Origin of the sequence: Streptomyces sp. NBC_01775 (genome assembly GCF_035917675.1) — a bacterium.
In the GTDB taxonomy this organism is placed as follows: domain Bacteria; phylum Actinomycetota; class Actinomycetes; order Streptomycetales; family Streptomycetaceae; genus Streptomyces.
Map to the genome: position 1 here is coordinate 7,330,283 of NZ_CP109104.1, position 26,403 is coordinate 7,356,685.

The 26,403-nt window shown below is 71.5% G+C and carries 16 protein-coding genes; 10 read left to right on the forward strand and 6 right to left on the reverse strand.

What is annotated here, in order from left to right; all coding sequences use genetic code 11:
• Window positions 1-202 precede the first annotated feature (202 nt).
• Both OHB04_RS32565 and OHB04_RS32570 read left to right on the forward strand, forming a co-directional pair.
• Window positions 203-1,033: an MHYT domain-containing protein gene (locus OHB04_RS32565; protein WP_326691224.1), complete on the forward strand. Its 831-nt coding sequence runs from the start codon at window positions 203-205 to the stop codon at window positions 1,031-1,033.
• Window positions 1,034-1,286: 253 nt separating this feature from the next.
• On the forward strand, window positions 1,287-2,012 hold the full coding sequence (locus OHB04_RS32570) for a PIG-L deacetylase family protein (protein ID WP_326693022.1): 726 nt from the start codon (window positions 1,287-1,289) through the stop codon (window positions 2,010-2,012).
• Window positions 2,013-2,166: 154 nt separating this feature from the next.
• On the opposite strand, the gene OHB04_RS32575 is transcribed toward OHB04_RS32570, so the two are convergent.
• From OHB04_RS32575 to OHB04_RS32585, 3 genes are all read right to left on the reverse strand, one after another.
• Window positions 2,167-3,447 carry an MFS transporter gene (locus tag OHB04_RS32575; protein ID WP_326809564.1) on the reverse strand — a complete coding sequence of 427 codons (1,281 nt, stop codon included), beginning with the start codon at window positions 3,445-3,447 and terminating at the stop codon, window positions 2,167-2,169.
• A gap of 147 nt (window positions 3,448-3,594) precedes the next feature.
• Entirely contained in the window at window positions 3,595-4,200 is a 606-nt protein-coding gene (locus tag OHB04_RS32580; RefSeq protein ID WP_326808865.1) for a methylated-DNA--[protein]-cysteine S-methyltransferase, read from the reverse strand.
• 51 nt (window positions 4,201-4,251) lie between these two features.
• Window positions 4,252-5,208 (reverse strand): glycerophosphodiester phosphodiesterase, encoded by a 957-nt coding sequence (locus tag OHB04_RS32585; RefSeq protein WP_326808866.1) that lies wholly within the window; start codon window positions 5,206-5,208, stop codon window positions 4,252-4,254.
• 207 nt (window positions 5,209-5,415) lie between these two features.
• On the opposite strand from OHB04_RS32585, the gene uvrB reads away from it, so the two are divergent.
• The 4 genes from uvrB to OHB04_RS32605 all read left to right on the forward strand — a co-directional run bounded on the left by uvrB (window position 5,416) and on the right by OHB04_RS32605 (window position 11,724).
• Complete coding sequence (gene uvrB / locus OHB04_RS32590; RefSeq protein WP_326691227.1) at window positions 5,416-7,536, forward strand: excinuclease ABC subunit UvrB; 2,121 nt, start codon at window positions 5,416-5,418, stop codon at window positions 7,534-7,536.
• Window positions 7,537-7,690: 154 nt separating this feature from the next.
• The gene (locus OHB04_RS32595; protein ID WP_326691228.1) at window positions 7,691-8,269 is read left to right on the forward strand and encodes a TerD family protein; all 579 of its coding nucleotides are present in this window, start codon (window positions 7,691-7,693) and stop codon (window positions 8,267-8,269) included.
• 133 nt (window positions 8,270-8,402) lie between these two features.
• Entirely contained in the window at window positions 8,403-10,391 is a 1,989-nt protein-coding gene (locus tag OHB04_RS32600) for a TerD family protein (RefSeq protein ID WP_326693024.1), read from the forward strand.
• 250 nt (window positions 10,392-10,641) lie between these two features.
• Window positions 10,642-11,724 (forward strand): TerC family protein, encoded by a 1,083-nt coding sequence (locus OHB04_RS32605; protein WP_326693025.1) that lies wholly within the window; start codon window positions 10,642-10,644, stop codon window positions 11,722-11,724.
• 73 nt (window positions 11,725-11,797) lie between these two features.
• On the opposite strand, the gene OHB04_RS32610 is transcribed toward OHB04_RS32605, so the two are convergent.
• The 3 genes from OHB04_RS32610 to uvrA all read right to left on the reverse strand — a co-directional run bounded on the left by OHB04_RS32610 (window position 11,798) and on the right by uvrA (window position 19,706).
• A complete protein-coding gene (locus tag OHB04_RS32610; RefSeq protein WP_326808867.1) occupies window positions 11,798-15,064 on the reverse strand; it encodes a phosphodiester glycosidase family protein in 3,267 nt (1,088 codons plus the stop codon).
• 1,105 nt (window positions 15,065-16,169) lie between these two features.
• Complete coding sequence (locus tag OHB04_RS32615; protein ID WP_326691230.1) at window positions 16,170-16,601, reverse strand: Rieske (2Fe-2S) protein; 432 nt, start codon at window positions 16,599-16,601, stop codon at window positions 16,170-16,172.
• 126 nt (window positions 16,602-16,727) lie between these two features.
• Window positions 16,728-19,706 (reverse strand): excinuclease ABC subunit UvrA, encoded by a 2,979-nt coding sequence (uvrA, locus tag OHB04_RS32620; protein ID WP_326808868.1) that lies wholly within the window; start codon window positions 19,704-19,706, stop codon window positions 16,728-16,730.
• 196 nt (window positions 19,707-19,902) lie between these two features.
• Between uvrA and OHB04_RS32625 the strand changes: the two genes are divergently transcribed.
• The 4 genes from OHB04_RS32625 to uvrC all read left to right on the forward strand — a co-directional run bounded on the left by OHB04_RS32625 (window position 19,903) and on the right by uvrC (window position 26,365).
• Window positions 19,903-20,604, forward strand: a complete 702-nt coding sequence (locus tag OHB04_RS32625) for a maleylpyruvate isomerase family mycothiol-dependent enzyme (RefSeq protein WP_326691232.1) — start codon at window positions 19,903-19,905, stop codon at window positions 20,602-20,604.
• A gap of 25 nt (window positions 20,605-20,629) precedes the next feature.
• Window positions 20,630-21,286: an MBL fold metallo-hydrolase gene (locus OHB04_RS32630; protein WP_326691233.1), complete on the forward strand. Its 657-nt coding sequence runs from the start codon at window positions 20,630-20,632 to the stop codon at window positions 21,284-21,286.
• A 99-nt stretch (window positions 21,287-21,385) separates the two neighbouring features.
• On the forward strand, window positions 21,386-24,235 hold the full coding sequence (locus OHB04_RS32635) for a DEAD/DEAH box helicase family protein (RefSeq protein WP_326808869.1): 2,850 nt from the start codon (window positions 21,386-21,388) through the stop codon (window positions 24,233-24,235).
• A 33-nt stretch (window positions 24,236-24,268) separates the two neighbouring features.
• Window positions 24,269-26,365 (forward strand): excinuclease ABC subunit UvrC, encoded by a 2,097-nt coding sequence (gene uvrC / locus OHB04_RS32640; RefSeq protein ID WP_326808870.1) that lies wholly within the window; start codon window positions 24,269-24,271, stop codon window positions 26,363-26,365.
• Window positions 26,366-26,403: the final 38 nt, after the last annotated feature.

Genomic DNA, 26,403 nt, shown 5'->3' on the forward strand with positions numbered 1-26,403 from the left:
GTTCCGTCAAAAGGCGTACCCGGTACTGAGCTTGGTGCGAGACCTCTTCCCCTGAGCACCCGGTCCATAGGATCGGACGGCATTCATGTGTGTGCGCGGAGTGACGGACTTCAGGTTCGCGGCCCGCCGGTCACTCCGCTCATACAGGGACCGAAAAACAGGCCCCTTCGCCGCACGCGGGGGCCGCTCAGGGGGACAGATCATGCAGAGCGCAGCCGGTGTGCCGGTCGACAGTTTTTCCTACGGACTGGTGACACCCGTTCTGGCCTACGGGATGGCGTGTCTGGGCAGTGCGCTGGGACTCAGATGCACGGTGCGCGCGCTGGGCCTGCGCGGCGGGGCCCCGACCGGCTCCGAGCGCGCCGGGTGGCTGCTGCTGGGCTCGCTCGCGATCGGCACCGGCATCTTCACCATGCACTTCATCGCGATGATGGGCTTCACCGCACGCGGAGTCGAGATCCAGTACGACCTCCTCACCACCTACGCGAGTCTGGCCGTCGCGGTGGCCGTCGTCGGGGCCGGGGTCTTCCTCGTCGGACACCGGGGACGCACAGTGCCGGCCCTGCTCGGCGGCGGCGTCATCACCGGACTGGGCGTCGCCGCCATGCACTACCTCGGGATGGCGAGCATGCGCATGCCAGGCAGCCTCGTCTACGACCTGCCGACCGTCCTGCTCTCCATCGCGATCGCCGTGGTCGCCGCGACGGCAGCCTTGTGGTTCGCCACGTCCGTGAAGGTCCTCGGCGCGGCCCTGGGCGCCGCGATGATCATGGGGGTGGCCGTCTGCGGCATGCACTTCACCGCGATGCGCGCGGTCTCCGTCCACTCCCACGACACCGACGCCGCCGTGGACGGCACCTCCGCCATCGCCACCGTGATGCCGATCCTCATCGGTCCCGTCCTGTTGCTGCTGTTCGTCGGCCTTTTCGTGAGCCTTGACCCGATGGTGCAGCGCGACGGCAAGCGTGGCTGGGGCAGCAGGCCGGGGGAGGGCTCCGGTGAGAAGCTGGAGTGGACGCCGTTCGAACGCTGAAGGATCACCGCGCGTGAACACCAGTGGGAACACCGCGTTCTCCCGGCGTCGTTGAGACCGCACAGACCCGTACGGGTACGGGCCCGTACAGCCGCCGACCGGCGTGTTCAGCGCGCCGCTACGAGGGGTGAGACCGATGGCTGCAACAGCGGACGACGCGGCTGCGCCCGGCGAAGGAGGCGCCCCCGGCGAAGGGGCCGCGCCCGGCCCGGACGCGGGAGCGGGAGCGCGTACGAGCCCCCAGCTCGCGGCGATGCCCGAGGGCTGGACCCGGGCTCTGGCGGTCGTGGCCCACCCCGACGACCTGGAGTACGGCGTGGCCGCCGGCATCGCGGAGTGGACAGCGCGCGGCAAACAGATCAGCTATCTCCTCGCGACCAGGGGAGAAGCGGGCATCGACAGCATGGATCCCGCCGAGGCCGCACGGGTGCGCGAGGACGAGCAGCGCGCGAGCGCCGCCGCCGTCGGCGTCACCGACGTGCGGTTCCTGGACCACCGCGACGGGGTCCTGCAAGAGGGCCCCGCGCTGCGTTCGGACATCGCGTCCGTCATCCGCGCCGCCCGGCCCGAACTGGTCATCACGGTGAACCACCGCGACACCTGGGGCGGCGCCCCCGGCAGCCCCTGGAACACCCCCGACCACCGTGCGCTGGGCCGCTCCGTACTGGATGCCGTCGGGGACGCGGGCAACCGCTGGATCTTCACCGAACAGCTGAAGAAGGACGGCGTCCAGCCGTGGGGCGGCGTCCGGTGGGTGGCCGTGGCCGCCTCGCCCGCCGTGACCCACGCCGTGGAGGTCGGCGAGGAGGCGGCACGCAAGGGCCTCGCCTCGCTGCTGGAGCACCACGCCTACATCACCGCGCTCACCGACGAGGACCCGGAGACCTACGCACGCTCGATCGTGAACCGCGCGCTGGACATGTACGGCCAGAGCTACGGAGGCCGCCGGGCGGTCGCCTTCGAACTGCACCCTTGCTGAAGGACCGACGGAGCCGAGGAGCCGACGGAGCCGACGGAGCCGACGGAACGAGGAACCGAGGAAGGCGGGCGGCGGACCCGAGTGAGGTGGGGAACGGGGTACGCGGGAGGCGGGGAGAGCGGGAGGTGGTGGGTGCCCCCGGCCGCGCCACCCGTCACTTCCGTCGCCGCACCACGGACAGCAGCGTCAGCGCGGCCACCGGCACCAGCGTCGCCGCGGCCAGGACGTTCAGCCAGCCGTAGCCGGCCTGGGCGACGACCAGCCCGGAGAGGGCCCCGCCGATCCCCGCGGCGGAGTTCATGATCAGGTCCGAGAGGCCCTGTACGGCGGCGCGTGCGGGCTGTGGCACCGAGTCGGTGAGCAGCGCCGATCCCGCCACCAGCCCGGCCGACCAGCCGAGGCCGAGCAGGAACAGCCCCGCGGCGGACTGCGCGTGATGGCCGTTCGCCGTGCCCGCCAGCGCCGTCGCACAGGCCAGCAGTGCCACGCCCGCCAGAATCACGCTGAGCCGTCCGACGCGGTCCGCGAGAGTCCCCATGAGCGGTGAGAACGCGTACATGCCCATGATGTGCCCGCTGATCACCAGCCCGATCAGCTCCACTCCGGCGCCGTGCCCGCCCAGGTCGACAGGCGTCATCACCATCACCGACACCATGACGGTGTGCGTACCGGCGATGGCGGTCAGCGCCACGCGCGCGGAGGGGGAGGCGGTGACCGCGGCCAGCCCCGCGCGCAGCGACCGCTCGCCTCCAGAGCCCTCCTCGGTGCCGCCCGCACGGGCCAGGGCGCGCGCCGTCAGCAGTGGGTCGGGCCGCAGCATCATGTGCATCAGCAGCCCCGCCACCAGGAAGACGCCCGTGCCCCACAGGAAGGGACCCGCAGCTTCGGGCACCCCCAGCCAGGCGACGGACTTCCCGGCGGGAGCCGCGATGTTCGGCCCCAGCACGGCGCCGATGGTGGTCGCCCACACGACCGTCGAGATCGCTCGCGCGCGGTGAGCGGGCTCTGCCAGGTCGGCGGCGGCGAACCGCGCCTGGAGGTTCGCGGAGTTTCCCGCGCCGAACGCCGCCATCCCCACCAGCAGCAGCGGGAAGCTCCCCGCCGTCGCGGCTGCCACGACGACGAGCCCGCCCAGGGCGGCCACCGCGTACGCCGTGGTCAGGCCCATCCGTCGGCCGTGCCTGGCCATGAGCGCGGCGAAGGGCAACGAGAGCAGCGCTGTCCCGATCACCGAGGCCGTGGAGGCGAGGCCCGCGACCGCCTCGGACCCGCCGATGTCCTCGGCCAGCATCGGGGCCAGCGCGACGGCTGTGGCGACCCCGAGGCCCCCGAGGATCTGGCTGACCACGAGCGTGCTCTGGACCCGGCGTCGCACCGCCGCCAGACCTCCGGCGGGGAGGGGGTCGGATATGCCGTCGGGAAGGGGCCCGGCCATGCCGCCCTCGGGTATGTCCCCAGGGTCGCCGCCGGGTGTGTCAGGTGCGTCGGCTGAGTCACTGATGTCGGTCACGTCGCGCAGTGTGGCAGGAGCGGGCCTGTCCCACCATGGGTTTGACGCGCCATGAAGCCAGGCGCCCGCGCCTCAGAAGAGCGGCTCCGGCAGCACCCCCTCCAGCGTCAGCAGCGTGCGCTTGGTCTCCAGACCGCCCCCGAAGCCGCCTATGCCGCCTGAGCTCTCCAGGACGCGGTGGCAGGGGACGACGACCGGCAGCGGGTTGGCCCCCATGGCGACGCCCACCGCGCGGGCCGCGCCGGGCTCCCCGACCCGGACGGCGAGATCCTGATATCCGACGGTCGTGCCGTACGGCACCGATTCGGCCAGCTCGCGCAGCACCCGCTCGTGGAACCCGCCGGTCAGCGACCAGTCCAGCGGGACCGTGAAGGGGACGGCCGCCCCGTCGAAGTAGCCGGTCAGCTCTCTTCCCACGCTGTCCAGGTGCGCGGCGGGCGACGAGGGCGGGGCCTCGGCGGGTGCCGCCCCGTCGAGGGGTGAGGTGTCTTCGAAGCGGCCCGAGAGCCGCGCGAGGGCCTGGTCGAGAACGTGTCCCCGCGCATGGAAGACGACGTTGACCAGACCCTCTCCGGTGGCCGCCAGCAGCAGCGGGCCGATGGGGGTGTCCCGCACCGTCCAGGCGCAGGACACCGCACCGGGCGTCTCGTTCACCGGCTCCACCGGCGCGTCAGTCATACCCGCAGACTAGAGCGGGCCACTGACAGCGCCGGCTCGGCTCGTCGGGGCTCAGTTCGCCGGGGCCGCGGAGTCCTTCGCCGCGTCCCGGACCACGTCCGGCTTGTTGGAGATGATGCCGTCCACACCCGCCCCGGCGACCTTCTTCGCGGTCTCCGCGTCGTTCACCGTCCAGGTGAACACCTCCAGCCGGCGGTGGTGGGGGCCCTTGACGTCGTGGACGGCGTCCACGTACTCCTTGCTGACGTCGGTGTGGGTCGGGTTTATCTGGTCCGCGAACTTCGCGTAGGACTCCAGCTCGCTCACCTTCGGCGTGCCCAGGAAGCCCGTCTTGACCTCGGGCTTGTCCTGGTGGACCGCCGCGACGGCGTCGGCGTTGAAGCTCTGGATTATCAGCTTGTTCTTGGTGTGGTGCCGGTTGAGCCAGCCCTTCTGCCGCAGCTCGCCGAGCGTCTGGCGCTCGATGCCCGGGTAGAGCTCGGGTGCTTTCAGCTCCAGGAGCAGCTCCTGGCCGTTCTTGGTGACCCGCGCGAGGTACTCGTCCAGGGTGGGGATCTTCTCGCCCTCGAATTCCTTGCTGAACCAGCTCCCGGCGTCCAGCGACTTGATCTCCTTGGCCGTGAAGTCGGAGACGTTCCAGGGGGCGCGGTCGGGGAAGCGCTGTTCGACGTCCGTCGTACGGGAGAGCGTCGTGTCGTGTATGACGACCAGCTCGCCGTCCTTGGTGCGCTGCACATCGTTCTCGACCCACTCGATGCCGAGCTGGCGGGCCTTGTCGACGGCGGCGAGCGTGTTCTCCGGCGCGTAGGCGGACGCTCCCCGGTGCGCCACCGGGAGGGGGTCGCGCTGGGCTGTGCCGGCCGCCGCCCCCGGCGCCTGGCCGGATCTCGTCGGTGCCGCGGTGTTTTCGGCCGCCGTGGCGGTCGGGGTGACGGTGAGGAAGAGCGCGCTCATACCCAGCAGCGCACCGGCAGTGGTGGCGGTCGCAGTCAGTGGGCGTATCGACATGCGGGACTCCTCGCTTCTGTCTGTGCACGGACTGCGATGACAGTTCCCGATGCGCAATACAAACAAGCGGGGGCAAAGTGGCGCGGAGCTGAACGCGGAACGTCCGAGCCGCTGACCTGCGGCAGGACAAAATGGCGGTTATCTGCCACCCGGGGATTGTTTGGGCGTGGACGCCCATTGTCAGTGGTGAGTCGTACGGTGGTTTGCATGCGGCCCAACACCGAGATCGAACGCAAGGTGGCGCCTTTCGAGGTCGTCAGCCCCTATCAGCCAAGCGGCGACCAGCCGACCGCCATCGCCGAGCTCGCCCAGCGCGTCACGGGCGGGGAGAAGGACGTCGTACTGCTCGGCGCAACCGGTACGGGCAAGTCGGCGACGACCGCATGGATGATCGAGAAGCTCCAGCGTCCGACCCTGGTGATGGCACCCAACAAGACGCTCGCCGCCCAGCTGGCCAACGAATTCCGCGAGCTGCTGCCGAACAACGCGGTGGAGTATTTCGTCTCCTATTACGACTACTACCAGCCAGAGGCGTACGTCCCCCAGACGGACACCTACATCGAGAAGGACTCCTCGATCAACGAGGAGGTGGAGCGCCTCCGCCACAGCGCCACCAATTCCCTGCTCACGCGGCGTGACGTGGTGGTGGTCGCCTCCGTCTCCTGCATCTACGGCCTGGGCACCCCGCAGGAATACGTCGACCGGATGGTGCCGCTCAAGGTCGGCGAGGAGTTCGACAGGGACCAGCTGCTGCGCCGTTTCGTCGACATCCAGTACACACGCAACGACGTGTCCTTCACGAGGGGCACCTTCCGCGTCCGGGGCGACACCATCGAGATCTTCCCGGTCTACGAGGAGCTGGCCGTCCGCATCGAGATGTTCGGTGACGAGATCGAGGCCCTCTCCACGCTCCACCCCCTCACCGGCGAGGTGATCTCCGACGACCAGGAGCTGTACGTCTTCCCGGCCTCGCACTACGTGGCCGGTCCTGAGCGCATGGAGCGCGCGATCAACGCCATCGAGGCCGAGCTGACCGAGACGCTCACCTCGATGGAGAAGCAGGGCAAGCTCCTGGAGGCCCAGCGGCTGCGCATGCGCACGACCTACGACATCGAGATGATGCGCCAGATCGGCACCTGCTCGGGCATCGAGAACTACTCGCGGCACATCGACGGCCGCGACCCCGGCACAGCGCCCCACACCCTGCTGGACTACTTCCCGGACGACTTCCTGCTGGTCATCGACGAGTCCCACCAGACGGTCCCGCAGATCGGCGCGATGTACGAGGGCGACGCGGCGCGTAAGCGCACCCTGATCGACCACGGCTTCCGGCTGCCCTCGGCGATGGACAACCGCCCGCTGAAGTGGGAGGAGTTCCTGGAGCGCATCGAGCAGACGGTGTATCTGTCCGCGACCCCGGGCCCCTACGAGTTGGCCCGCTCCGACGGCTTTGTCGAGCAGGTCATCCGCCCCACCGGGCTCATCGACCCGGAGGTCGTCGTCAAGCCGACCGACGGTCAGATCGACGACCTGGTGCACGAGATCCGCGCCCGCGAGGAGCGCAACGAACGGGTGCTGGTCACCACGCTGACCAAGAAGATGGCCGAGGATCTGACCGACTATTTCGTCGAGCTGGGCATTCAGGTCCGCTATCTGCACAGCGACGTGGACACCCTGCGACGTATCGAGCTGCTGCGCGAGCTGCGCTCCGGGGAGTACGACGTCCTGGTGGGCATCAACCTCCTGCGTGAGGGCCTCGACCTGCCCGAGGTCTCCCTGGTGGCGATCCTCGACGCGGACAAGGAGGGCTTCCTGCGCTCGGGCACCTCCCTGATCCAGACGATCGGCCGCGCGGCTCGCAACGTCTCCGGCCAGGTGCACATGTACGCGGACAAGATCACCCCGGGTATGGAGCGGGCCATCGAGGAGACCAACCGCCGCCGCGAGAAGCAGACCGCCTACAACGAAGAGCACGGCATCGATCCCGAGCCGCTGCGCAAGAAGATCGGCGACATCGTCGCGGACATCGTCCGCGAGGAGATCGACACCGAGGCGCTGCTGGATACGGGCTACCGCCAGCGGGACGAGACGGGCAAGGGCGGCAAGGCGGCCAAGGGCAAGGCCCCCACCCCGGCCAAGGGCAAGGCCAAGGCCGGCGAGCTGACCGACCGGCCCGCCGCCGACCTCGCCGAGACCATCGAGGAGCTGACCGAACGTATGCGCGCCGCGGCGGCGGAGCTACAGTTCGAGGTCGCCGCCCGACTGCGTGACGAGGTGGGCGAGTTGAAGAAGGAGCTGCGCCAGATGAAGGAGGCGGGGCTGAAGTAGCGCACTGGCAGGCGAGGGGCCGCCAGACCTGCGGAGTGTTGCAAGAACGACACAAAGAAGTCGCCGCCCGACCTGGCCGTCACCCGTCTTGCGTAGGGTTCTGCGCGTGGTGGCCGCCGGTCCGTGGCGGTCACGCTGTCGAGAGGGGACGCACGTGTCGGTCAACTTGTCCAAGGGCCAGGCGATCAGCCTCCAGAAGAGTGACGGAGGCACCCTGACCGCCGTACGGATGGGGCTCGGCTGGCAGGCCGCACCGCGCCGGGGGCTCTTCGGGAAGCGCACCAAGGAGATCGACCTCGACGCCTCGGCGGTGCTCTTCGCCGACAAGCAGCCGGTCGACGTCGTCTTCTTCCGTCACCTGGTCAGCGACGACGGCTCCGTCAAGCACACCGGCGACAACCTGGTGGGCGGCGCGGGCCAGGGCGGCGACGACGAGGCGATCATGGTCGACCTCCAGCGCGTCCCCGTCCACATCGACCAGATCGTCTTCACGGTCAACTCCTTCACCGGGCAGACCTTCGCCGAGGTCGAGAACGCCTTCTGCCGCATCGTGGATGAGACCAACGGTCAGGAGATCGCCCGCTACACCCTCACCGGCGGCGGCGACTACACGGCGCAGATCATGGCCAAGGTGCACCGCCAGGGCAGCGGCTGGCAGATGACAGCCATCGGCGACGCCGCCAACGGCCGCACCTTCCAGGACCTGATCCCGGTGATCCTGCCGAAGCTCTGAGGCTGTGGGACGGGGCCGCGCGGGCCCCGAGGTGAGGTGAGTGACCGGCCCGGCCGTACGGACCGCGCGGGCCGCGACCGGCAGGGACCGACCTGCCGGTCCACAGAGGCAGTGCGACATGGGGGGCGCGAGAATGACGGCCGAGCTGGTCAGGGGGCAAAACCACCTGCTGCCCGTGACCCGGGTGGAGATCCGGGTGTCGGCGGGCACCCCGGTCATCGCCGGGGCGACGCTCAACGACGAGCAGGGACGGATGCGTGACACCGGATGGTTCGCACACCCGGCCGAGCCGCAGCTGCCCGGGCTTGAGGTCTCCCGCCAGGCCGCCGCAGTGCACCGCCTCGCCGTCGACCTGGCGGCGCTGCCCGAGGACGCGCACCGGGTCAACGTCCTGCTGGCCCTGCCCGCCGGAGTCGGCGGGCCCACCAGCTTCGCGGGGCTGGCCACGCCCTTCGTCGCCGTCACCGGCCTGGACGGTGAGGAGATCGCCAGCTACACCGTCGAAGGGCTGAGCGCCGAGTCCGCCGTCGTCACGCTGGAGCTGTACCGCAAGCAGGACGCGTGGAAGGTGCGCGCCGTCGGCCAGGGGTACGCCGAGGGGCTCGCCGCGATGCTCGGCGACCAGGGCCTGCCCGAGGCGCGGCAGCTCGCCGACGAGATCAACGAGGCTGTGGCCGCCGGAATGGCCCGCTCGATAGCGCCCCCGCCCGGACGGCCCACACGCCGTCCGGAAGGCTCCGCACAGCAGCAGGAGGCCGGCACGGCCACCGGCGTGAGCACGGCCGGTGCGACGAGCGCGGCGGGTGCGGCGGGCGCGGGCACGGCCCCCGTCGGCGGCACGGCCGCCGGCCCTCCGGGTCCGGCCGCTACCCCGAGCCCGGCCGCCGGCAACCAGACCCCGGCCCCGGCCGGCGGCCCGGTCAACTACCAGCACCCGCGCCGCGCCGCCACCCCGAAGCCCCAGCCCCAGCCCCAGCCGGACGGCGCCGAGGGGCAGCCCGTCGCCGGGGACGCGCCCGGCTGGTCGATGGAGGAGCGGCTCTACAACCAGGTGTGGGGCATGTTCGAGGACCTCGCCCGCACCGTCGCGGCCTACCGCTCCGCCGTCGACTTCGCCGACTCCCGGATGGAGCGCGAGCTGGAGAAGGTGCTGGACGACCCGCGCACCCGCGTCGGCCCCGTGGCCGACGCGGCCCGCAGCGAGGCCAGGGCCAAGCACAGCAGCCTTGTCGCGCAGGCACAGACTGTGCTCGACCGGGACATCGACCAGCTGGTGGCCGAATCGCAGGTGGTCGAGCCCGCGCTCCCGCCCGCGCTGGCCCGCTGGGACAACCCCGTCTGGCAGGCGTACCAGCCGCCCACCGAGCGCCCGATGGCCCTGCGTGTGGGCGACCTCAGCCTTCCGGAGGGCTCGGGGCTGCGCATCCCCATGCTGTTGCGGCTCCCGCTGGACCGTGGCCTGTGGATCGACAGCGGACGCTCCTCCGGCAGCGAGGGCCTCGCCCATGGCGACGAGGTGCGGCAGCTCGCGGCGCAGACGGCGACGGCGCTGGCGGCCCGCCTTATCGCCGTTCATCCGGCGGGCGAGTTCTCGGTGCACGTCATCGACCCGGCGGGCTCGGCATCCGGTGCGCTCGCCCCGCTGGTGGAATCCGGTGCGCTGCACGAGCCTCCCGCCGTGGGAGCGGCGGGTGTCTCCGCCGTGCTGGAGCGGCTGACCCAGCGCGTGGACCTGGTGCAGATGGCTGTGCGCAGCGGCGCCACCGACGCCCTGCCCGACGACCTCGACATCGGCGACCAGCTGCTGATCGTCCACGACTTCCCGCACGGCTTCGACGACCGCGCCGTCACCCAGCTCCGTTACTTGGCGGACGAGGGCCCCTCGGTCGGGGTGGGTCTGATGATGGTCGCGGACCGCGACGAGGCCCGCGGGTACGGGCCCGTGCTCGACCCCCTGTGGCGCTCCCTGATGCGGCTGACGCCGGTGCCCGACGACCACCTGGCCGACCCCTGGGTCGGGCACGCGTGGACGTACGAGCCGCCGCTGGCGCCCAGCGGCAGCCAGGTGCTGCCGCTGGTGCTGCGCCGGATCGTGGCCGCGCGCCAGTCCTACGGGGGCTGAGTTCCGCCCGAACGTCTTGTTCCCCGGGGCCGCTCGGGCCGTCGGTCCACGTCCTGGACGCTCACTTTGCCTTTATATGGGATTGCTTTACTCTTTCTTTCAACGGAGGGGAGTATTCCCAGCCACGCGGTGACCCCGTCAGTACGGACCGGCAGGACGGTCCCGGGGCGCCGGCCCGGTCCGCCTTGGGCGGCGAGACCAGGGTGGAAGAGACCTCCGGCCCATGCTCGTAGCCAAGCCGGAGGATTTTGTGGACGTCTCCATGACCATCTGGGCGCTGACCATCGTCGGTCTCTGCGCCCTCATCGCCGCCGACTTCTTCATCGGTGGCCGAAAACCGCATGACGTCTCCCTCAAGGAGGCGGGGATCTGGACCACCGTCTGGGTCGTGCTGGCCGCGCTCTTCGGAGTCGGCCTGCTGCTCACCGGCAACGGCCAAGCGTCCGGCGAGTTCTTCGCGGGCTTCATCACGGAGAAGTCGCTCAGCGTCGACAACCTGTTCGTCTTCGTCCTGATCATGGCGAAGTTCTCGGTGCCCTCGATCTACCAGCAGCGGGTGCTGATGGTGGGTGTCCTGATAGCGCTGGTGCTGCGCGGCATCTTCATCGCTGCGGGTGCCGCGATCATCTCGAGCTTCTCGTGGGTCTTCTTCATCTTCGGCGCCTTCCTCATCTGGACCGCGTGGAAGCTGATCCAGGAGGCGCGCTCGAGCGAGGAAGACGAGGACTGGGAGGAGAACCGCCTGCTGAAGGCGGTCGAGCGGCGCTTCCCGTCCACGGACAAGTACCACGGCACCAAGTTGTTCATCGTCGAGAACGGCAAGCGGCTGATGACGCCGATGCTGATCGTGATGCTCGCGATCGGCACGACGGACCTCCTGTTCGCGGTGGACTCCATCCCCGCGATCTTCGGCCTGACCCAGGACCCGTACATCGTCTTCACCGCGAACGCCTTCGCGCTGATGGGCCTGCGTCAGCTGTACTTCCTCATCGGCGGTCTGCTGAAGAAGCTGGTCCACCTGTCCTACGGGCTCTCGGTGATCCTCGGCTTCATCGGCGTCAAACTGGTGCTGCACGCGCTGCACGAGACGGGAGTGCACGTCCCGGTGGTCAGCATCCCGGTCTCGCTCGGCGTCATCTGCGCCGTGCTGGTCGTCACCACCATCACCTCGTTGATGGCCTCCAAGAAGCAGGAGTCCCAGCAGGCCCAGGAGCAGCAGGAGACCGCCGGCGAGGAGCAGGACGCCGACGCCGGAAGTGACGCCAACTCCGGAAGTGACGCCGACACCGGAAGCGAGGCCGGCGCCGGACGCAAGGCCGACGTCGACTCCTGAGCGCCCCGCACCTCCCGGCCCCGCCCCGCCACTCCTTCCGGTAGGGGGCGGGGCCGGGAGTCCGTCGACGGCGTCAGCGGGCGACGGTCACCTCGCGGGCGGCGCGGGTCCCGTTGACGGTCACCGAAAGTGTGACCTTCCCGGGTCTGTTGCCCGAGAGGGTGCCGCTGTCCGGGTCGTACGACGCCACACAGCGCCCCCTGGGCACCGTGCCCTTCACACACAGCCCCGGTGAGCCGGGCCAGTCGGCGCTCACCGGCCAGTCCACCGGGATGCGCCGGGCATCGGACCCGGTGCCCTGCGTCACCGTCGCCGAGGCCTCGGCCCGGCCGCCCACCCGGATACGCGCGGGCGCCTCCATCGACAGCCCGTCCACATGGGCGCGGGTCTGCACGGAGATCCAGTCGCCGTCACGCGGCGGCCTGCCCGCGTCGATGCCCAGCAGGGACCACCCGGTGAAGCCGCCCTCGTCCGGCGGTGAGGCGGGCGCCTTGCCCGAGTTGCCGTTCACCAGATACGGGACGCCGTCCACGCGGGAGGCGTCGAAGACCCCGACATGGCTGCCGACCAGCACCGCGCCCTTGCCGGTGCGGGAGCGGAAGCCGGCCAGCCAGTCCTCCAGCAGATCGGCCTCCCGGCGGTCGGTGAGCCTGCTGGCCTGCTGCGCTGTCGGGTCGCGTGGCGGCACATGCTGGATGACGGCCACGGAGCTGACGCCGCTGTCCTTGGCGGCGTCGTCCAACTGCCGCCGCAGCTCCCGGAACTGCTCGTATCCGCCGCCCCGCACCGTCAGCGAGGAGGTGTCCAGCGTGATGAAGCGGGTGCCCCGGTGGTCGAAGGTGCGCCGGGCCGGGCCGAACTCGTTGACGAAGTTGCTGATGGAGCCGCCCATCACCTCGTGGTTGCCCGGCACGTAGTACCAGTCGACGGCATCACCCAGCTCCTCCGTCAGCACTTTGCGGGCGAACTTCAGATCCTCCGGCGAGCCCTCGTCGACCAGGTCCCCGTTGACGACGAGGAAGTCCGGCCGCGCGGCGCGGATCTCCCGCAGCGTGCGGCGCGCCTGGCGCACGAGGTCGCTGTCCGGGGCGCGCGCCACGAACTGGGCGTCCGACATCACGGCGAACCGCCAGTCGCGCCCCGCCGTGTCCGAGGCCGTGGAGATCAGCGGATCGTGCGGGCGCCCGGCGGGCGGCAGGTCCACATCCGGCGGGGTGCGCGCCACCAGTTCGTCCAGTACCACCTCGCCGGTGTACTGCGCGGTGGGGCGGGTCTCGGCGAGGTAGATGCGGTGCAGCTTGAGGGGATAGGCGACGCCGTCCGGCACCTCGAAGGTGATCTGCCGCCAGTCCCGCCAGTCGATCACAGGGCCGCGCAGCACCTGGTCGGTACCCACGGCGTCCTTGAGATGGAGGGAGGGCCAGGCGCCGGAGCCGTCGCCTCTTATCCACATGGTGAAGCTCTTCGGCTGCCCGGCGACGCCGCGCGCCGAGGGCGGGTTGACGTAGGCGGCGCGGGTGGCCGTCGACTGGGTGAAGTCGTAGCCGAGCTTGAGGCCGCCGCCCTCCTTGCCCGAAGGCTCGGGGGTGACCGAGCCGGTGGCGCGGGCCGCGCTGAAGGTCCATCCGGACGCGTCGTCGAAGTCCGCGACCTTCTGCTCGCGCAGGCCGACGGTCAGGGCGAGGTGCGTGGTGCGGCCGTCCACCGTGACGGTCAGGACCCCGGAAGCGGACTCCTGCCCCGGGCGGGCCTTGACCGTGAACGCGCCGGTGGCGGCGTCCTTGTCCGGGGTGACCTCGAAGTGCGAACGGTCGTAGTCCAGCCGCGCGTCCGAGGGCTCCACCGGAGCGCTGTTCCCCTGCGCGTCGTAGCCGACCAGGCCGAACGAGGCCGTCGCGCCGCTGTCCTGGAGCCCGACCCGGTCGGTGGTGGGCCGGACCCGTGCCAGCCTCCCGAGCACCTTCAGCTCCGTCGCTCCCTTGGCCGGCCCGCTGCGCGCCATGACTTTGGTGCTGCCGGTGCGGTGCGCGTGGAAGACGCCGCTCGCGTCGCTCCGGCCAACGGCAGGCCGGGTCGAGACCCATCCGGGGCGGGGCGCTCCGGTGGCGGGGCCGTAGGTCTCGTCGTATCCGGCGGCGGTCAGTTTTCTGGTGAGCCCGGGGAAGACGCGCTCCGGATGCCCGCCCGGAACGTTGTCGGCGGTAGGGGCCTTCTCCGGGTCGGTCGCCGTTTTCACCCGGAATCCGGACAGCCGCCCCGATCCCTCGGGTGCCGTCAGCGCCAGCCCGTTGGGAACCTCCCGCTCCTCGCCGTCGGAGGGCGAGTTCTCCAGGCGCAGCCCGTCGGAGCCCGGCTCGCGCGCCAGGAGCGTGGAGGAGCCGCCGCCGTCGAGGTTGAGGGCGTTGTAGGCGCCCAGCTTCTTCATCATCAAGGCCAGCTCGGTCAGCGTCACTCCGCCCGAGGACGCCTGCCGGCCGTCGACGGTGAGGACGTGCATGGTGCCGCCGTCCTTGGAGAAGCCGACCGCTGTGCGGGGAGCGGCCGGGTTGTTCGGCCGGCCTTCCCAGTCCTGCGCCGCGCCGTCCACCACCAGCAGTCCGCGTCCGCCGACTGCCGTACGGGGTACGGGCGAGCCGTCGTCGGTGCGTACGCGGTACTCCACCGACACCGGATCACCGGTGTGCAGCGCCGCCAGCCGCTCCGCGCCTTCGCCGCGCCCGAGCAAGACGGTCACTCCTTCGGGTACGGGTCCCTTGCCCGGCTTCTCGGACACGGAGGTCACCTTGCCGTCCTCGACGGTCACCTCTGTGGTGTCGGACGCCTGATCGACCGTCAGTTCGCGGTCGGCCTCGCCCCACTGCGCGTCGTACAGGCCGATGCCGTCTTCGGGGACGTTGGCGGCGTCGCGCCCGTCGAGCCGCACCGTGCCGCCGGGGAGGGTGAGCGTTCCCTCGAAGTACAGGTCCAGCACGCGGCCGGCCGCCTCGGGGCCGACGCCGACCGCCTCCGAGGTGCCCGGCGCGGGGGAGTGGGCGGGCCGCCCGTCGCGCACTCCGGGACCGAGCGGCGCGCCTGTCTCGTTGATGTCGAAGAAGTCGGCGTTGAAGGCCGCGACCGTACGCCGTCCCTTGCCCGGGTCGTGGGCCTTGGCCAGCTCGCTGACGGGCTTGCGCTCGGACACCTTGCCGGAGGAGAGATAGTCGGCCGTCGCCCCCTTCTTGCCGCTGCCCAGCCGGAGACTGAGCGCGTCGGCCCGGAGCCATTTGTCCGACTCCAGCCTCTCGAACGAGGTGAGTTCGGCTCCGGGCGCGACAGGACGGGTGGTGCGCGACAGCTCCATGCCGTCCCCGTCGGCGCTCGACCGGGGACGCGTCTGTGCGCTCCCCGGGGGCGGTTCGGCTCCGGGGGAGGCCAGCGCCGCGCCGGCCGGCAGGAGACCGGCCAGGAGCGCGGAAACGGCCGCTGCCGGAAGCAGCGACCGGGCGAGGAGTCTTCGGGGCGAACGGTTCGGCGACCGTCGTGCGCGTGCGTGGACTTGTCTCACAACGTCCCCCACAAACACCAGTGTTCTCCGTGCTTTCTGCGCAGAGTGCCGCACAGCGTCCCAAGAGGGACCGGTCTACACCAGAGGGTTGTAGCGAAATCGAGGGAAACATCCGCCCGTACGGCCCCATTCGTCTCAACCCTTACGGGACGGTCCGGGGCCCGACGGGAAGCCGGGCCGCGGGCGCCGGAGTACGTGGGGACGCCGGAGTGGTTGGGGACGCCGGAGTGCACGTGGACGCCGGAGTACCCATGGACGTCGCTGGGGCGTGTGCCGCCGCTGCCGCAGAGGCGGGCGCCGCTCCCCTCCATCGCCGGATCAGCCATGTCACGCCCGCTGCCGCCGCCATGGCGAGCCCGCCGGAACCCGCGGTCGTCGCACCGGCTCCCCGTGCGCCGTCCCCGCTCTTGGGATGTGCGTTCGGGCCGAAGTCACCAGCCAGCCCCTTCCTGTCGTACGCCGAGCCCGGCAGCTTGTCGGCGTACCCGGCGGGCACCCGCTCCTGGCAGGCACGCAGGCTGGTCCCCTCCTGACCGACCGCCTCACGGGCTCCGGATCGAGGGGGCAGCGCACGCGTCCTCTCCTGGACGTACCACGCGTCGATCTGCGGCTCGTGGAGGACCGTGCCGCCGGGCGCCTTCTTCGCACCCATGGCGGCGTACCGGGTCTGTCGTCACCGGTCGCGATGAATGCCGACGGCCGCCGGCCGTGCTCCGTACGTACGCGCCGACAGGGCTCAGGTCGCTACCCGTCGATACGGCGTGCGCCGTCGATACGACCGCCCCCGGAGGGTGGCTTCGGTGCGGCGGGCGCACCATCGGGGCGCGTGGCGAGGGCCTGGGGTGGGGCGAGGGACTGGCCGAGCCCGGCCCGGAGGACGCCCAGGCCCCTCAGCGCCACGTCAGCCCGCGGTGAGCTTCCCGTCGCTCTCCTTGACGGGAACGGAGGGCAGCGGCTTGGTGGCCGGGCCCTTGGCGACCTTCCCCGTGTCCACGTGGAAACGGCTGCCGTGCAGCGGGCACACGGCCTCGCCCTTTTGAATGTCGTCCAGAATGCTGCCCTTGTGGGTGCACACGGTGCTGAACGCCTTGAACTCGCCCTTCTTCGGCTGTGACACGAGCAGCTTCTCCTCGTGGTACAGCTTGGCGCCGCCCACCGGGACGGCGCCCGCCTCGCCGAGGTCGACGGGCTTGTCGGGGGTCTCCGAGCTGCTGGACCCGCCGCTTCCGCCGCCCGAGTCGTCACCGCAAGCGGCGGTGGTGAGGCCGAGCGCGGCAAGGGCGGCCCCGCACAGGACGGTACGGCGCGTGGCCTGCGGATCAGTGCTTGTCACGTGCCGTACTCTACGTCCTCTTCCGCCCTCCCGACCCGGTCGCGGACCGCCATATCGGCGGTCGCGGCAGGGGCGGAAGGGCCGGCAGAGGCGGGGCCCGCCCTCAAGACCGGCAGGCCCGGTGCCTCACTGCTTGCGTGCGGCTGCCTTCTTGGCCGGCACCTTCTTCGCGGCGCTCGCCGTGGTGCCCTTCGCCGGGGCCTTCTTGGCGGAGCCGGCCGCCGGCTTCCGGCCGCCGCCCTTCACCGGGGTGGCATCGCTGACACGGTCTCCCAGCACGTCGCGCAGGAATTTCCCGGTGTGGCTGGCGGGGATGGCCGCCACCTGCTCGGGGGTGCCCTCCGCGATGACGAGGCCGCCGCCGCTGCCACCCTCGGGGCCCATGTCCACGACCCAGTCGGCCGTCTTGATCACGTCGAGGTTGTGCTCGATGACCATCACCGAGTTGCCCTTGTCGACCAGGCCCTCCAGGACGCCGATGAGCTTGCGGATGTCATCGAAGTGCAGGCCCGTCGTCGGCTCGTCCAGGACGTAGACCGTGCGGCCCGTCGAGCGCTTCTGCAACTCGCTGGCGAGCTTCACCCGCTGGGCCTCGCCGCCCGAGAGGGTCGGCGCCGACTGCCCCAGGCGGACGTAGCCGAGGCCGACGTCGTTGAGGGTGCGCAGGTGGCGGGCGATGCCGGGCACCGCCTCGAAGAAGTCCAGGGCCTGCTCGATCGGCATGTCCAGGACCTCGGCGATGTTCTTGCCCTTGTAGTGCACCTCCAGGGTCTCCCGGTTGTAGCGCGCGCCGTGGCAGACCTCGCAGGGGACGTACACGTCCGGCAGGAAGTTCATCTCGATCTTGATGGTGCCGTCGCCGGAGCAGTTCTCGCACCGGCCGCCCTTGACGTTGAAGGAGAACCGGCCCTGCTGGTAGCCGCGGACCTTCGCCTCGGTCGTCTCCGCGAAGAGCTTGCGCACATGGTCGAAGACGCCGGTGTACGTCGCGGGGTTGGAGCGCGGCGTACGGCCGATGGGCGACTGGTCGACATGCACCACCTTGTCGACCAGGTCGTCGCCCTCGACGCGGGTGTGCCTGCCGGGCACGGACTTGGCGCCGTTCAGCTCCCGCGCCAGGTGCGTGTAGAGGATGTCGTTGACCAGCGTCGACTTGCCGGAGCCGGAGACGCCGGTGACGGCCGTCAGCACACCGAGCGGGAAGGACACGTCGATGTCCCGCAGGTTGTTCTCCCGGGCGCCCCGCACGGTCAGGTGACGCGAGGGGTCCACGGGCCTGCGCACGTCGGGGGTCGGGATCTGGCGCTTGCCGGAGAGGTAGTCGCCCGTCACCGACTCCGGGTTGCTCAGCAGCTCCTTCAACGGGCCGCTGTGCACGACCTTGCCGCCGTGCTCCCCGGCGCCGGGGCCGATGTCCACGACCCAGTCGGATGCCTTGATGGTGTCCTCGTCGTGCTCGACGACGATCAGGGTGTTGCCCAGGTCGCGCAGTCGCACCAGGGTTTCGATCAGCCGGTGGTTGTCGCGCTGGTGCAGGCCGATGGAGGGCTCGTCCAGGACGTAGAGCACGCCCACGAGCCCGGAGCCGATCTGGGTGGCGAGCCGGATGCGCTGGGCCTCGCCGCCGGAGAGGGTGCCCGCGGCGCGGTTGAGCGTCAGATAGTCCAGGCCGACGTCGACCAGGAAGCGCAGCCGCTCGTTGACCTCCTTCAGCACCCGCTCGGCGATCGTCTTCTCGCGCCCGGTCAGCTTCATGTCGCGCAGGAAGTCGGCGCACTCGGTGATCGACATCGCGGAGACCTCCGCGATGGACTTCCCCTGCACCGTGACCGCCAGGATCAGCGGCTTGAGGCGGGTGCCCTCGCACGCCGGGCAGTTCACCTCGCGCATGTAGCCCTCGAAGCGCTCCCGGCTGCTGTCGGTCTCCGCCTCCGAGTGCCGCCGCTTCACGAAGGGCACCGCGCCCTCGAACGCCGTGGTGTAGGCGCGCTCGCGGCCGTAGCGGTTGCGGTAGCGCACCTCGACCTGCGTCTTGTGGCCGTGCAGCAGCGCCTTCTTGGCGCGCGCCGGAAGGCCCGCCCAGGGGATGTCCGTACGGAACCCGAGCGCGTCGGCCAGCGCGTTGATCAGGCGGGCGAAGTAGTCCTTCGTGTGGCCGTGCGACCAGGGGTGGATGGCGCCCTCGTCCAGCGACTTGTCCTCGTCGGGGACGATCAGCTCGGGGTCCACCTCCATCCGGGTGCCGATGCCGGTGCACACCTGGCAGGCGCCGAAGGGGGAGTTGAAGGAGAACGAGCGCGGCTCCAGCTCCTCGAACGACAGGTCGTCCTGCGGGCAGTACAGGTGCTCGGAGTACATCCGCTCGCGCTGCGGGTCGTCCTCGTCCAGGTCGACGAAGTCGAGGATGATCATGCCGCCGGAGAGCCCGAGCGCGGTCTCCACCGAGTCCGTCAGCCGCCGCTTGGCGCTGCTCTTGACCGTGAGGCGGTCGACGACCACCTCGATCGTGTGCTTCTCCTGCTTCTTGAGCTTGGGCGGCTCGGACAGCTGGATGGTCTGCCCGTCGACCCGGGCGCGGCTGTAGCCCTTGGCCTGTAGCTCGTTGAACAGGTCGACGAACTCGCCCTTGCGCTCGCGCACCAGCGGGGAGAGCACCTGGAAGCGGCTGCCCTCCTCCAGGTCGAGGACCTTGTCGACGATGGCCTGCGGCGACTGCCGGGAGATCGGGCGCCCGCAGACCGGGCAGTGCGGCTTGCCGATACGGGCGTAGAGCAGCCGCAGGTAGTCGTAGACCTCGGTGATCGTGCCGACCGTCGAGCGCGGGTTGCGCGAGGTCGACTTCTGGTCGATCGAGACGGCGGGGGAGAGGCCCTCGATGAAGTCGACGTCGGGCTTGTCCATCTGCCCGAGGAACTGCCGTGCGTATGCGGAGAGCGACTCCACGTAGCGACGCTGTCCCTCCGCGAAGATCGTGTCGAAGGCGAGCGAGGACTTCCCCGAGCCGGACAGACCGGTGAAGACGATGAGGGAGTCGCGGGGGAGATCGATCGAGACGTTCCGGAGATTGTGCTCGCGAGCGCCACGGACGAGAAGACGGTCGGCCACGCCGGTTGGCACCTTTCATGTGAGAAGCGGGACCCGCGGCGGCGCGGGGATCCCCGACCAAGAGTAGGACGGCGCCGGCCGGAGTGTCGTTCGCTTCCGGGACAGGAGCCTCCCAGAGCCTATAGCACGTGCTTTCGAATTGCGGCCGGGTCTTGCCATCTTCCACTCGAAGGAGTGGCCGGATTAGCTTTGGATCATGACGACGCCCACGCACGACGCCGAACTCGTACGGACCGCGACCGAGCACCTGCTGAGCGCCACCGTCAAACTCGACCCGTCCGCGATCGCCGAGCCCTCCCAGCTGCCCGGCTGGACCCGCGGCCACGTGCTGGCCCACCTCGCGCGCAACGCCGACGCGCTCGTCAACGTCCTGGCGGGCAAGCCCATGTACGCGAGCGCCGAGGCCCGCGACGCCGACATCGAGCGTGGCGCGCCCCGCACCCTGGACGACCAGGTCGACGACGTGCGCACCAGCGCCTCCCGCCTGGAGAGCGCCTTCGCCTCGCTCGGCGAGGAGGACTGGGCCCGCACCGTCACCCTGCGCAACGGTGTGACGGACCTCGCCTCCTCCCTCCCCTTCCGCCGCTGGATCGAGGTCGAGCTGCACCACGTCGACATGGGCATCGGATACAAGCTGGAGGACCTGCCCGGCTCCTTCCTCGACCGGGAGCTGACCAACATGGCCGGCCGCTTCCTCGGTCACCCCGACGTGCCCGTCGCGGTCGAACTGCGCGCCGAGGACGGCAGGACCTGGCGCACCGGCGCGCGGGAGGCCGGCGAGGAGGGCCTCCTGGTGGTGGTCGGCGGCCCGGTCGCGCTGGTCGGCTGGCTGACCGGACGCACCACCGGAAGCGGACTCTCGGCGAGCGGCTCCCTGCCTCCGCTGCCCGCGCTCTAGGGGGAAGACGCCCTAGGGTGGGTGCATGCCTTACAGCGGAGTGGTGAGGGTCGGCGGACCCGCGGACGTGCACGAGCTGCCGGAGCTGATGATCTCCAAGGCGGCCGTCGGCCCCATGGAGAACAACGCGTACCTGTTGCGCTGCCGGGCCACCGGCGAGCAGCTGCTGATCGACGCGGCGAACGAGCCGGAGACCCTGCTGCGGCTCATCGGTGAGGACGGTATCGCCTCCGTGGTCACCACCCACCGGCACGGCGACCACTGGCAGGCGCTCGCCGAGATCGTCGCCGCCACCGGCGCCCGTACCTTCGCGGGCCGGTACGACGCCGAGGGGATCCCCGTGCCGACCGACGTGCCGGTCGACGACGGACAGACGCTGCGGGTGGGCGAGGTGGAGCTGACGGCCCGTCACCTGACCGGGCACACCCCCGGCTCCATCGCCCTGGTCTACGACGACCCCCAGGGCCACCCGCACCTGTTCACCGGAGACTGCCTCTTCCCCGGCGGCGTGGGAAACACCTTCGGGGACGCGGACGCTTTCGTCAGCCTGATCGACGACGTGGAGAGCAAGCTGTTCGCGCAACTGCCCGACGAGACCTGGGTGTACCCCGGGCACGGTGACGACACCACCCTCGGCGCCGAGCGCCCCCACCTGGGGGAGTGGCGCGAGCGCGGCTGGTAGCGGAAGCGGGCGGGAGGCGCGACCGGGGGAGCGGTCGTAAGGCGCAACGGGCAGCGGGCGCAAGAGCCGACGGGCAGCGGTCGTCGCGGGGAGCGGGACATGGGGCGCGGGTACGCGGAAATGGCCGCCGCGCGTCCGCCCGTGCCGCTGCGCGGTCCGCAGCGCGCGGCGCTGGACGAGCTGGAGCGGGTGTTCGCCGCCGGCCGCCGCCGTGCCTGGCTCGTGCTGCCGCCCGGCATGGGCAAGACGCTCACCGGGCTTGAGGCGGCCCGGCGGCTGGGGCGCCGCGCCGTCGTTTTCGGGCCCAACACCGCCATCCAGGCCCAGTGGCTGCGGGAGTGGGCCGCCTTCCGCCCCGCGCCCGAGCCCGCCGGCACCGACCGTTCGCTGACGTCTCCCCTCACGGCGCTGACCTACCAGTCCCTGGCGACCTTCGACCCCGAGGCCGAGATCGCGGAGGAGGGCGGACCCGGCGACGGCTCCGCCCGCCCCCACCTGCGGCGGCTGCGCTCTCAGGGGCGGGAGCTGGTCGGCCGGCTGCGGGCTGCCGGAGACCTCACCCTGCTGCTGGACGAGTGCCATCATCTCCTCGACACCTGGGGCGAGTTGCTGGCCGAACTGCTGCGTGAGCTGCCCGACGTCACCGTCATCGGCCTCACCGCGACCCCGCCCGAGCGGCTCAGCCCCGCCCAGACGGCACTGGTCACCGAGCTGTTCGGCCCCGCGGTACGCGGCCCCTCCCTGCCCGCCGCCGTCCGCGACGGCTACCTGGCCCCGTACGCCGAACTCGCCTGGCTGACCGAGCCGACCCCGGCCGAGACCGACTGGATCGACGCCGAGGCGGAGCGCTTCACCGAGCTGACCACCCGTCTGCTCGACCCCGCCTTCGCCTCCGTACCGTTTCTGGCCTGGCACGACGCCCGGGTGGTGCATCGCCGGTTCGAGGGTGCCGAGGGGCCCCCGCTGCCCTGGCGCCGCTTCGAGCGCGAGCAGCCGCAGCTCGCCGCAGCCGCGCTGCGCCTCCACCACCACGGCCTGCTCGCCCTGCCGGAGGGCGCCCGGCTGCGCGAGGAGCACCGGCGGGCGCCCGACGCCGCGGACTGGGTGCGGCTGCTGGACGACTGGGTACGGCACTGCCTCGGCGACAGCGCGGACCCCCGGGACGCCCGCGCCGTGGCGGCCGTACGGGCCGCGCTGCCCTCGGTCGGACACCGGCTCACCGCGCGCGGCATCCGCGCCGGGCGCTCCGCCGTCGACCGGGTGCTCGCGCGCAGCGCGGCCAAGACCGGCGCCGTACGCGAGATCCTCGCCGCCGAGGCCGCCGCGCTGGACGCCCGGCTGCGGGCCGTCGTCGTGTGCGACCACGAGCGCGCGACGGCGACCTTGCCCGCACGGCTGGACGGGGTGCTCGACGAACAGGCCGGCTCGGCGCGGCTCGTGCTGGCCGAACTCGCCGCCGACCCTCGCACCAGCGCGCTCTCCCCGCTGCTGGTGACGGGGCGCACGGTGGCCGCGTCCCGCGCCACGGCCGCGCGCTTCGCCCGCTTCTGCGCGGAGGCGGAGCCGGACCTGAGACTGCGCCTGGTCCCGTCCGGGCCGGAACCGGAGGGTCCGGACGGTCCGGAGAGCCCGGATGACCCGGCCGGGACTCTCACCGAACTGGCGGGCAACTGGACCAGCCGCCGCTGGGTCCCCCTGGCCACCCGCTTCCTGGAGAGCGGCGGCACCCGCGCCCTCGTCGGCACCCGGGCCCTGCTGGGGGAGGGCTGGGACGCGCGCGGCGTGAACACGCTGGTCGACCTCAGCGAGGCCACCACGGCGACCGCCGTCGTCCAGACCCGGGGCCGGGCCCTGCGCACCGACCCGGGCTGGCCGGACAAGTGCGCGCACACCTGGTCGGTGGTGTGTGTCGCGCCGGGACACCCGCGCGGCAACGCCGACTGGGACCGCTTCGTGCGCAAGCACGAGGGCTACCCGGGCGTCACGGCGACAGGGGAGGTGATGACGGGAGTGGCCCACGTCCATCCGGGCCTCTCCCCGTACGCGCCGCCCCCGCCCGGGGAGTTCGCCCGGCTCAACGCCCGGATGCTCGACCGGATCGAGGCGGACCGGGCGAGCGTACGCGCGCTGTGGCGGGTCGGCACCCCGTACGAGGACAGCCTCGTCCACACCGTCCGGGTGACCCGGCACGGGCGCACCCCGTCGGCGCGCCCCCTGACCCCGGACGGGCCCGCGCCCGCCCCGCCGGACGCCGTGCCAGGGCCGCGCGGACTCGTGCCCCGCGTTCCGCTCGGCCGGGCCACCCCGGCGGTCACCACCACGGCCGCGCTGCTGGCGGGTCCGCTCGGCGCGGTGGCGGGCGGCGGGCAGACGGGTCTGGTGTCGGGGGTACTGGCCGGCTGGGCCGCCTACGCGGCGGGACGGACGGTCAGCGGGCTGCGCGCGCTCCGCGCCGCGAGCGCCGAACCCGTGCTGCCCGCGCTCGCCCTCGCCGTGGCCGACGGGCTGCACGCGGCCGGATGCCTGCCCGTCGGCGCGGCGGCCGTTCGGATCGAGCCCGACGGCACGGGCGCGTACGGCATCCGGCTCGACGGGGTCTCCCTTGCGGACTCCGAGCGCTACGCGACGGCGCTGGACGAGGTCATCTCCCCGGTGGCTGACCCGCGTTATCTGATGCCCCGCTACCTCGTCCGCGCGGGCGGCCCGCTTGCCGGCCTCCGGGCGGCGGGCCGCAGGGCGACGGCCGACGCCGTGGTCCACCACGCCGTTCCCGGCGCGGCCGGCGCCAACCGGGGGCTCGTCACGGCCTACGCCGGGGCCTGGCGACGCTGGGTCAGCGCGGGCGAGCCGGTCTACACCCGCGGCCCGGAAGGCGCCGGGCTGCTCGCCGCACAGGCGGGCCGCTGCCCGCTGGATGTGACCACGGCGCTGCGCGTCGGATGGCGCTGAAGGCTGTCACCCCGCGCCAGTAGGGTGTGCGTCATGGCAGACCCCACCAGCTACCGTCCCAAACCGGGAGAGATCCCCGACTCACCCGGGGTCTACCGCTTCCGTGACGAGCACCGCAGAGTGATCTACGTAGGCAAGGCCAAGAGCCTGCGCCAGCGGCTGAACAACTACTTCCAGGACCTCGCCGGGCTGCACCCCCGCACCCGCACGATGGTGACGACAGCCGCTTCCGTGGAGTGGACGGTCGTCTCCACCGAGGTCGAGGCGCTCCAGCTCGAATACACCTGGATCCAGGAGTACGACCCCCGCTTCAACGTCAAGTACCGCGACGACAAGAGCTATCCGTCGCTCGCCGTGACGATGAACGAGGAGTTTCCCCGCGTCCAGGTGATGCGCGGCCCCAAGAAGAAGGGCGTGCGCTACTTCGGCCCCTACGGCCAGGCATGGGCCATCCGCGAGACGGTCGACCTGATGCTGCGGGTCTTCCCCGTACGCACCTGCTCCGCCGGGGTCTTCAAGCGCTCGGCGCAGATCGGCCGCCCCTGCCTGCTCGGCTACATCGGCAAGTGCTCGGCGCCCTGCGTGGGCCGCATCAGCCCCGAGGACCACCGTCAACTGGCCGAGGAGTTCTGCGACTTCATGGCCGGTCACACCGGCTCCCAGCTGCGCCGCCTGGAGCGCGAGATGCAACAGGCCGCCGAGGAGATGGAGTACGAGAAGGCGGCCAGGCTCAGGGACGACATCGACGCGCTGCGCCGCGCGATGGAGAAGAACGCGGTGGTGCTCACCGACGCGACCGACGCCGACCTGATCGCCGTCGCGGAGGACGAGCTGGAGGCCGCCGTCCAGATCTTCCACGTACGCGGTGGGCGCGTACGCGGCCAGCGTGGCTGGGTCACCGACAAGGTCGAGGAGATCGGCACCCCCGAGCTGGTCGAGCACGCGCTCCAGCAGCTCTACGGCGAGGAGCGCGGCGACGCCGAGGGCAGCAGCGGCAGCGGCGGCGTGCCCAAGGAGGTGCTGGTCCCCGCGCTGCCGGAACCGGCCGAGCCGATAGCGCAATGGCTGGCCGAGCGCCGGGGCTCCCATGTGAGCCTGCGCATCCCGCAGCGGGGCGACAAGCGTGCCCTGATGGACACGGTGCGTCGCAACGCCGAGCAGGCACTCGTGCTGCACAAGACCAAGCGCGCCTCGGACCTGACCACCCGCTCCCGCGCCCTGGAGGAGATCGCCGAGGCCCTCGACCTGGACTCGGCGCCGTTGCGCATCGAGTGCTTCGACATCTCCCACCTCCAGGGCGACGACGTGGTGGCCTCCATGGTCGTATTCGAGGACGGCCTGGCCCGCAAGAGCGAGTACCGCCGCTTCCAGATCAAGTCTTTCGCGGGCCAGGACGACGTCCGCGCCATGCACGAGGTCATCAGCCGGCGCTTCCGCCGCTATCTCCTGGAGAAGCAGAAGACCGGCGAGTGGCCCGAGGAGGAGCTGGGCGGCGAGCTGGAGACGGGTCCAGCGCCCGAGCCTGTCCCCGCCGCCGACGGCCCCGCTCTCGACGGGCCCGCTCCCGAGGGCGCTGGCGCCGACGGCCCGCCCGCCCGGGGCGCCGGGCGGGATGAGGACGGGCGGCCCAAGAAGTTCGCCTACCCCCCGCAGCTCGTGGTGGTCGACGGCGGCCGGCCGCAGGTCGCGGCGGCCCAGGCGGCGCTGGACGAGCTGGGTATCGACGATGTCGCCATCTGCGGCCTGGCCAAGCGGCTGGAGGAGGTCTGGGTCCCCGGCGAGAGCGACCCCGTCGTCCTGCCGCGCACCAGCGAGGGCCTGTACCTGCTGCAACGGGTCCGTGACGAGGCGCACAGGTTCGCCATCCGCTACCAGCGGGGCAAGCGCGGCAAGCGGCTGCGCAGCAGCCCGCTGGACGACGTCCAGGGGCTGGGGGAGACCCGCAAGAAGGCCCTGCTCAAGCACTTCGGCTCGATGAAGAAGCTGCGGGCCGCCAGGGTCGAGGAGATTTCCCAGGTCCCGGGGATCGGCCGCAAGACCGCCGAGACGGTCGCCGCGGCGCTGGCCGGCTCCGCGCCCTCGGCCCCCGCGGTGAATACCGCGACCGGTGAGATTGTTGAAGAAGAGTGAACAAGCACCAAGAAGATCGAAGAAGCGGACAAAGGCCG

Bases quoted from the DNA above. Each gene is read 5' to 3' on its own strand.
- uvrB (WP_326691227.1), top strand. From the start codon at position 5,416: ATGCGGCCCAACACCGAGATCGAACGCAAGGTGGCGCCTTTCGAGGTC.
- uvrC (WP_326808870.1), top strand. From the start codon at position 24,269: ATGGCAGACCCCACCAGCTACCGTCCCAAACCGGGAGAGATCCCCGAC.
- OHB04_RS32580 (WP_326808865.1), bottom strand. From the start codon at position 4,200: ATGACTGACGCGCCGGTGGAGCCGGTGAACGAGACGCCCGGTGCGGTG.
- OHB04_RS32635 (WP_326808869.1), top strand. From the start codon at position 21,386: ATGGGGCGCGGGTACGCGGAAATGGCCGCCGCGCGTCCGCCCGTGCCG.
- OHB04_RS32625 (WP_326691232.1), top strand. From the start codon at position 19,903: ATGACGACGCCCACGCACGACGCCGAACTCGTACGGACCGCGACCGAG.
- OHB04_RS32570 (WP_326693022.1), top strand. From the start codon at position 1,287: ATGCCCGAGGGCTGGACCCGGGCTCTGGCGGTCGTGGCCCACCCCGAC.
- OHB04_RS32575 (WP_326809564.1), bottom strand. From the start codon at position 3,447: ATGGCCGGGCCCCTTCCCGACGGCATATCCGACCCCCTCCCCGCCGGA.
- OHB04_RS32565 (WP_326691224.1), top strand. From the start codon at position 203: ATGCAGAGCGCAGCCGGTGTGCCGGTCGACAGTTTTTCCTACGGACTG.
- OHB04_RS32610 (WP_326808867.1), bottom strand. From the start codon at position 15,064: ATGGAGCTGTCGCGCACCACCCGTCCTGTCGCGCCCGGAGCCGAACTC.
- OHB04_RS32585 (WP_326808866.1), bottom strand. From the start codon at position 5,208: ATGTCGATACGCCCACTGACTGCGACCGCCACCACTGCCGGTGCGCTG.
- OHB04_RS32630 (WP_326691233.1), top strand. From the start codon at position 20,630: ATGCCTTACAGCGGAGTGGTGAGGGTCGGCGGACCCGCGGACGTGCAC.
- OHB04_RS32600 (WP_326693024.1), top strand. From the start codon at position 8,403: ATGACGGCCGAGCTGGTCAGGGGGCAAAACCACCTGCTGCCCGTGACC.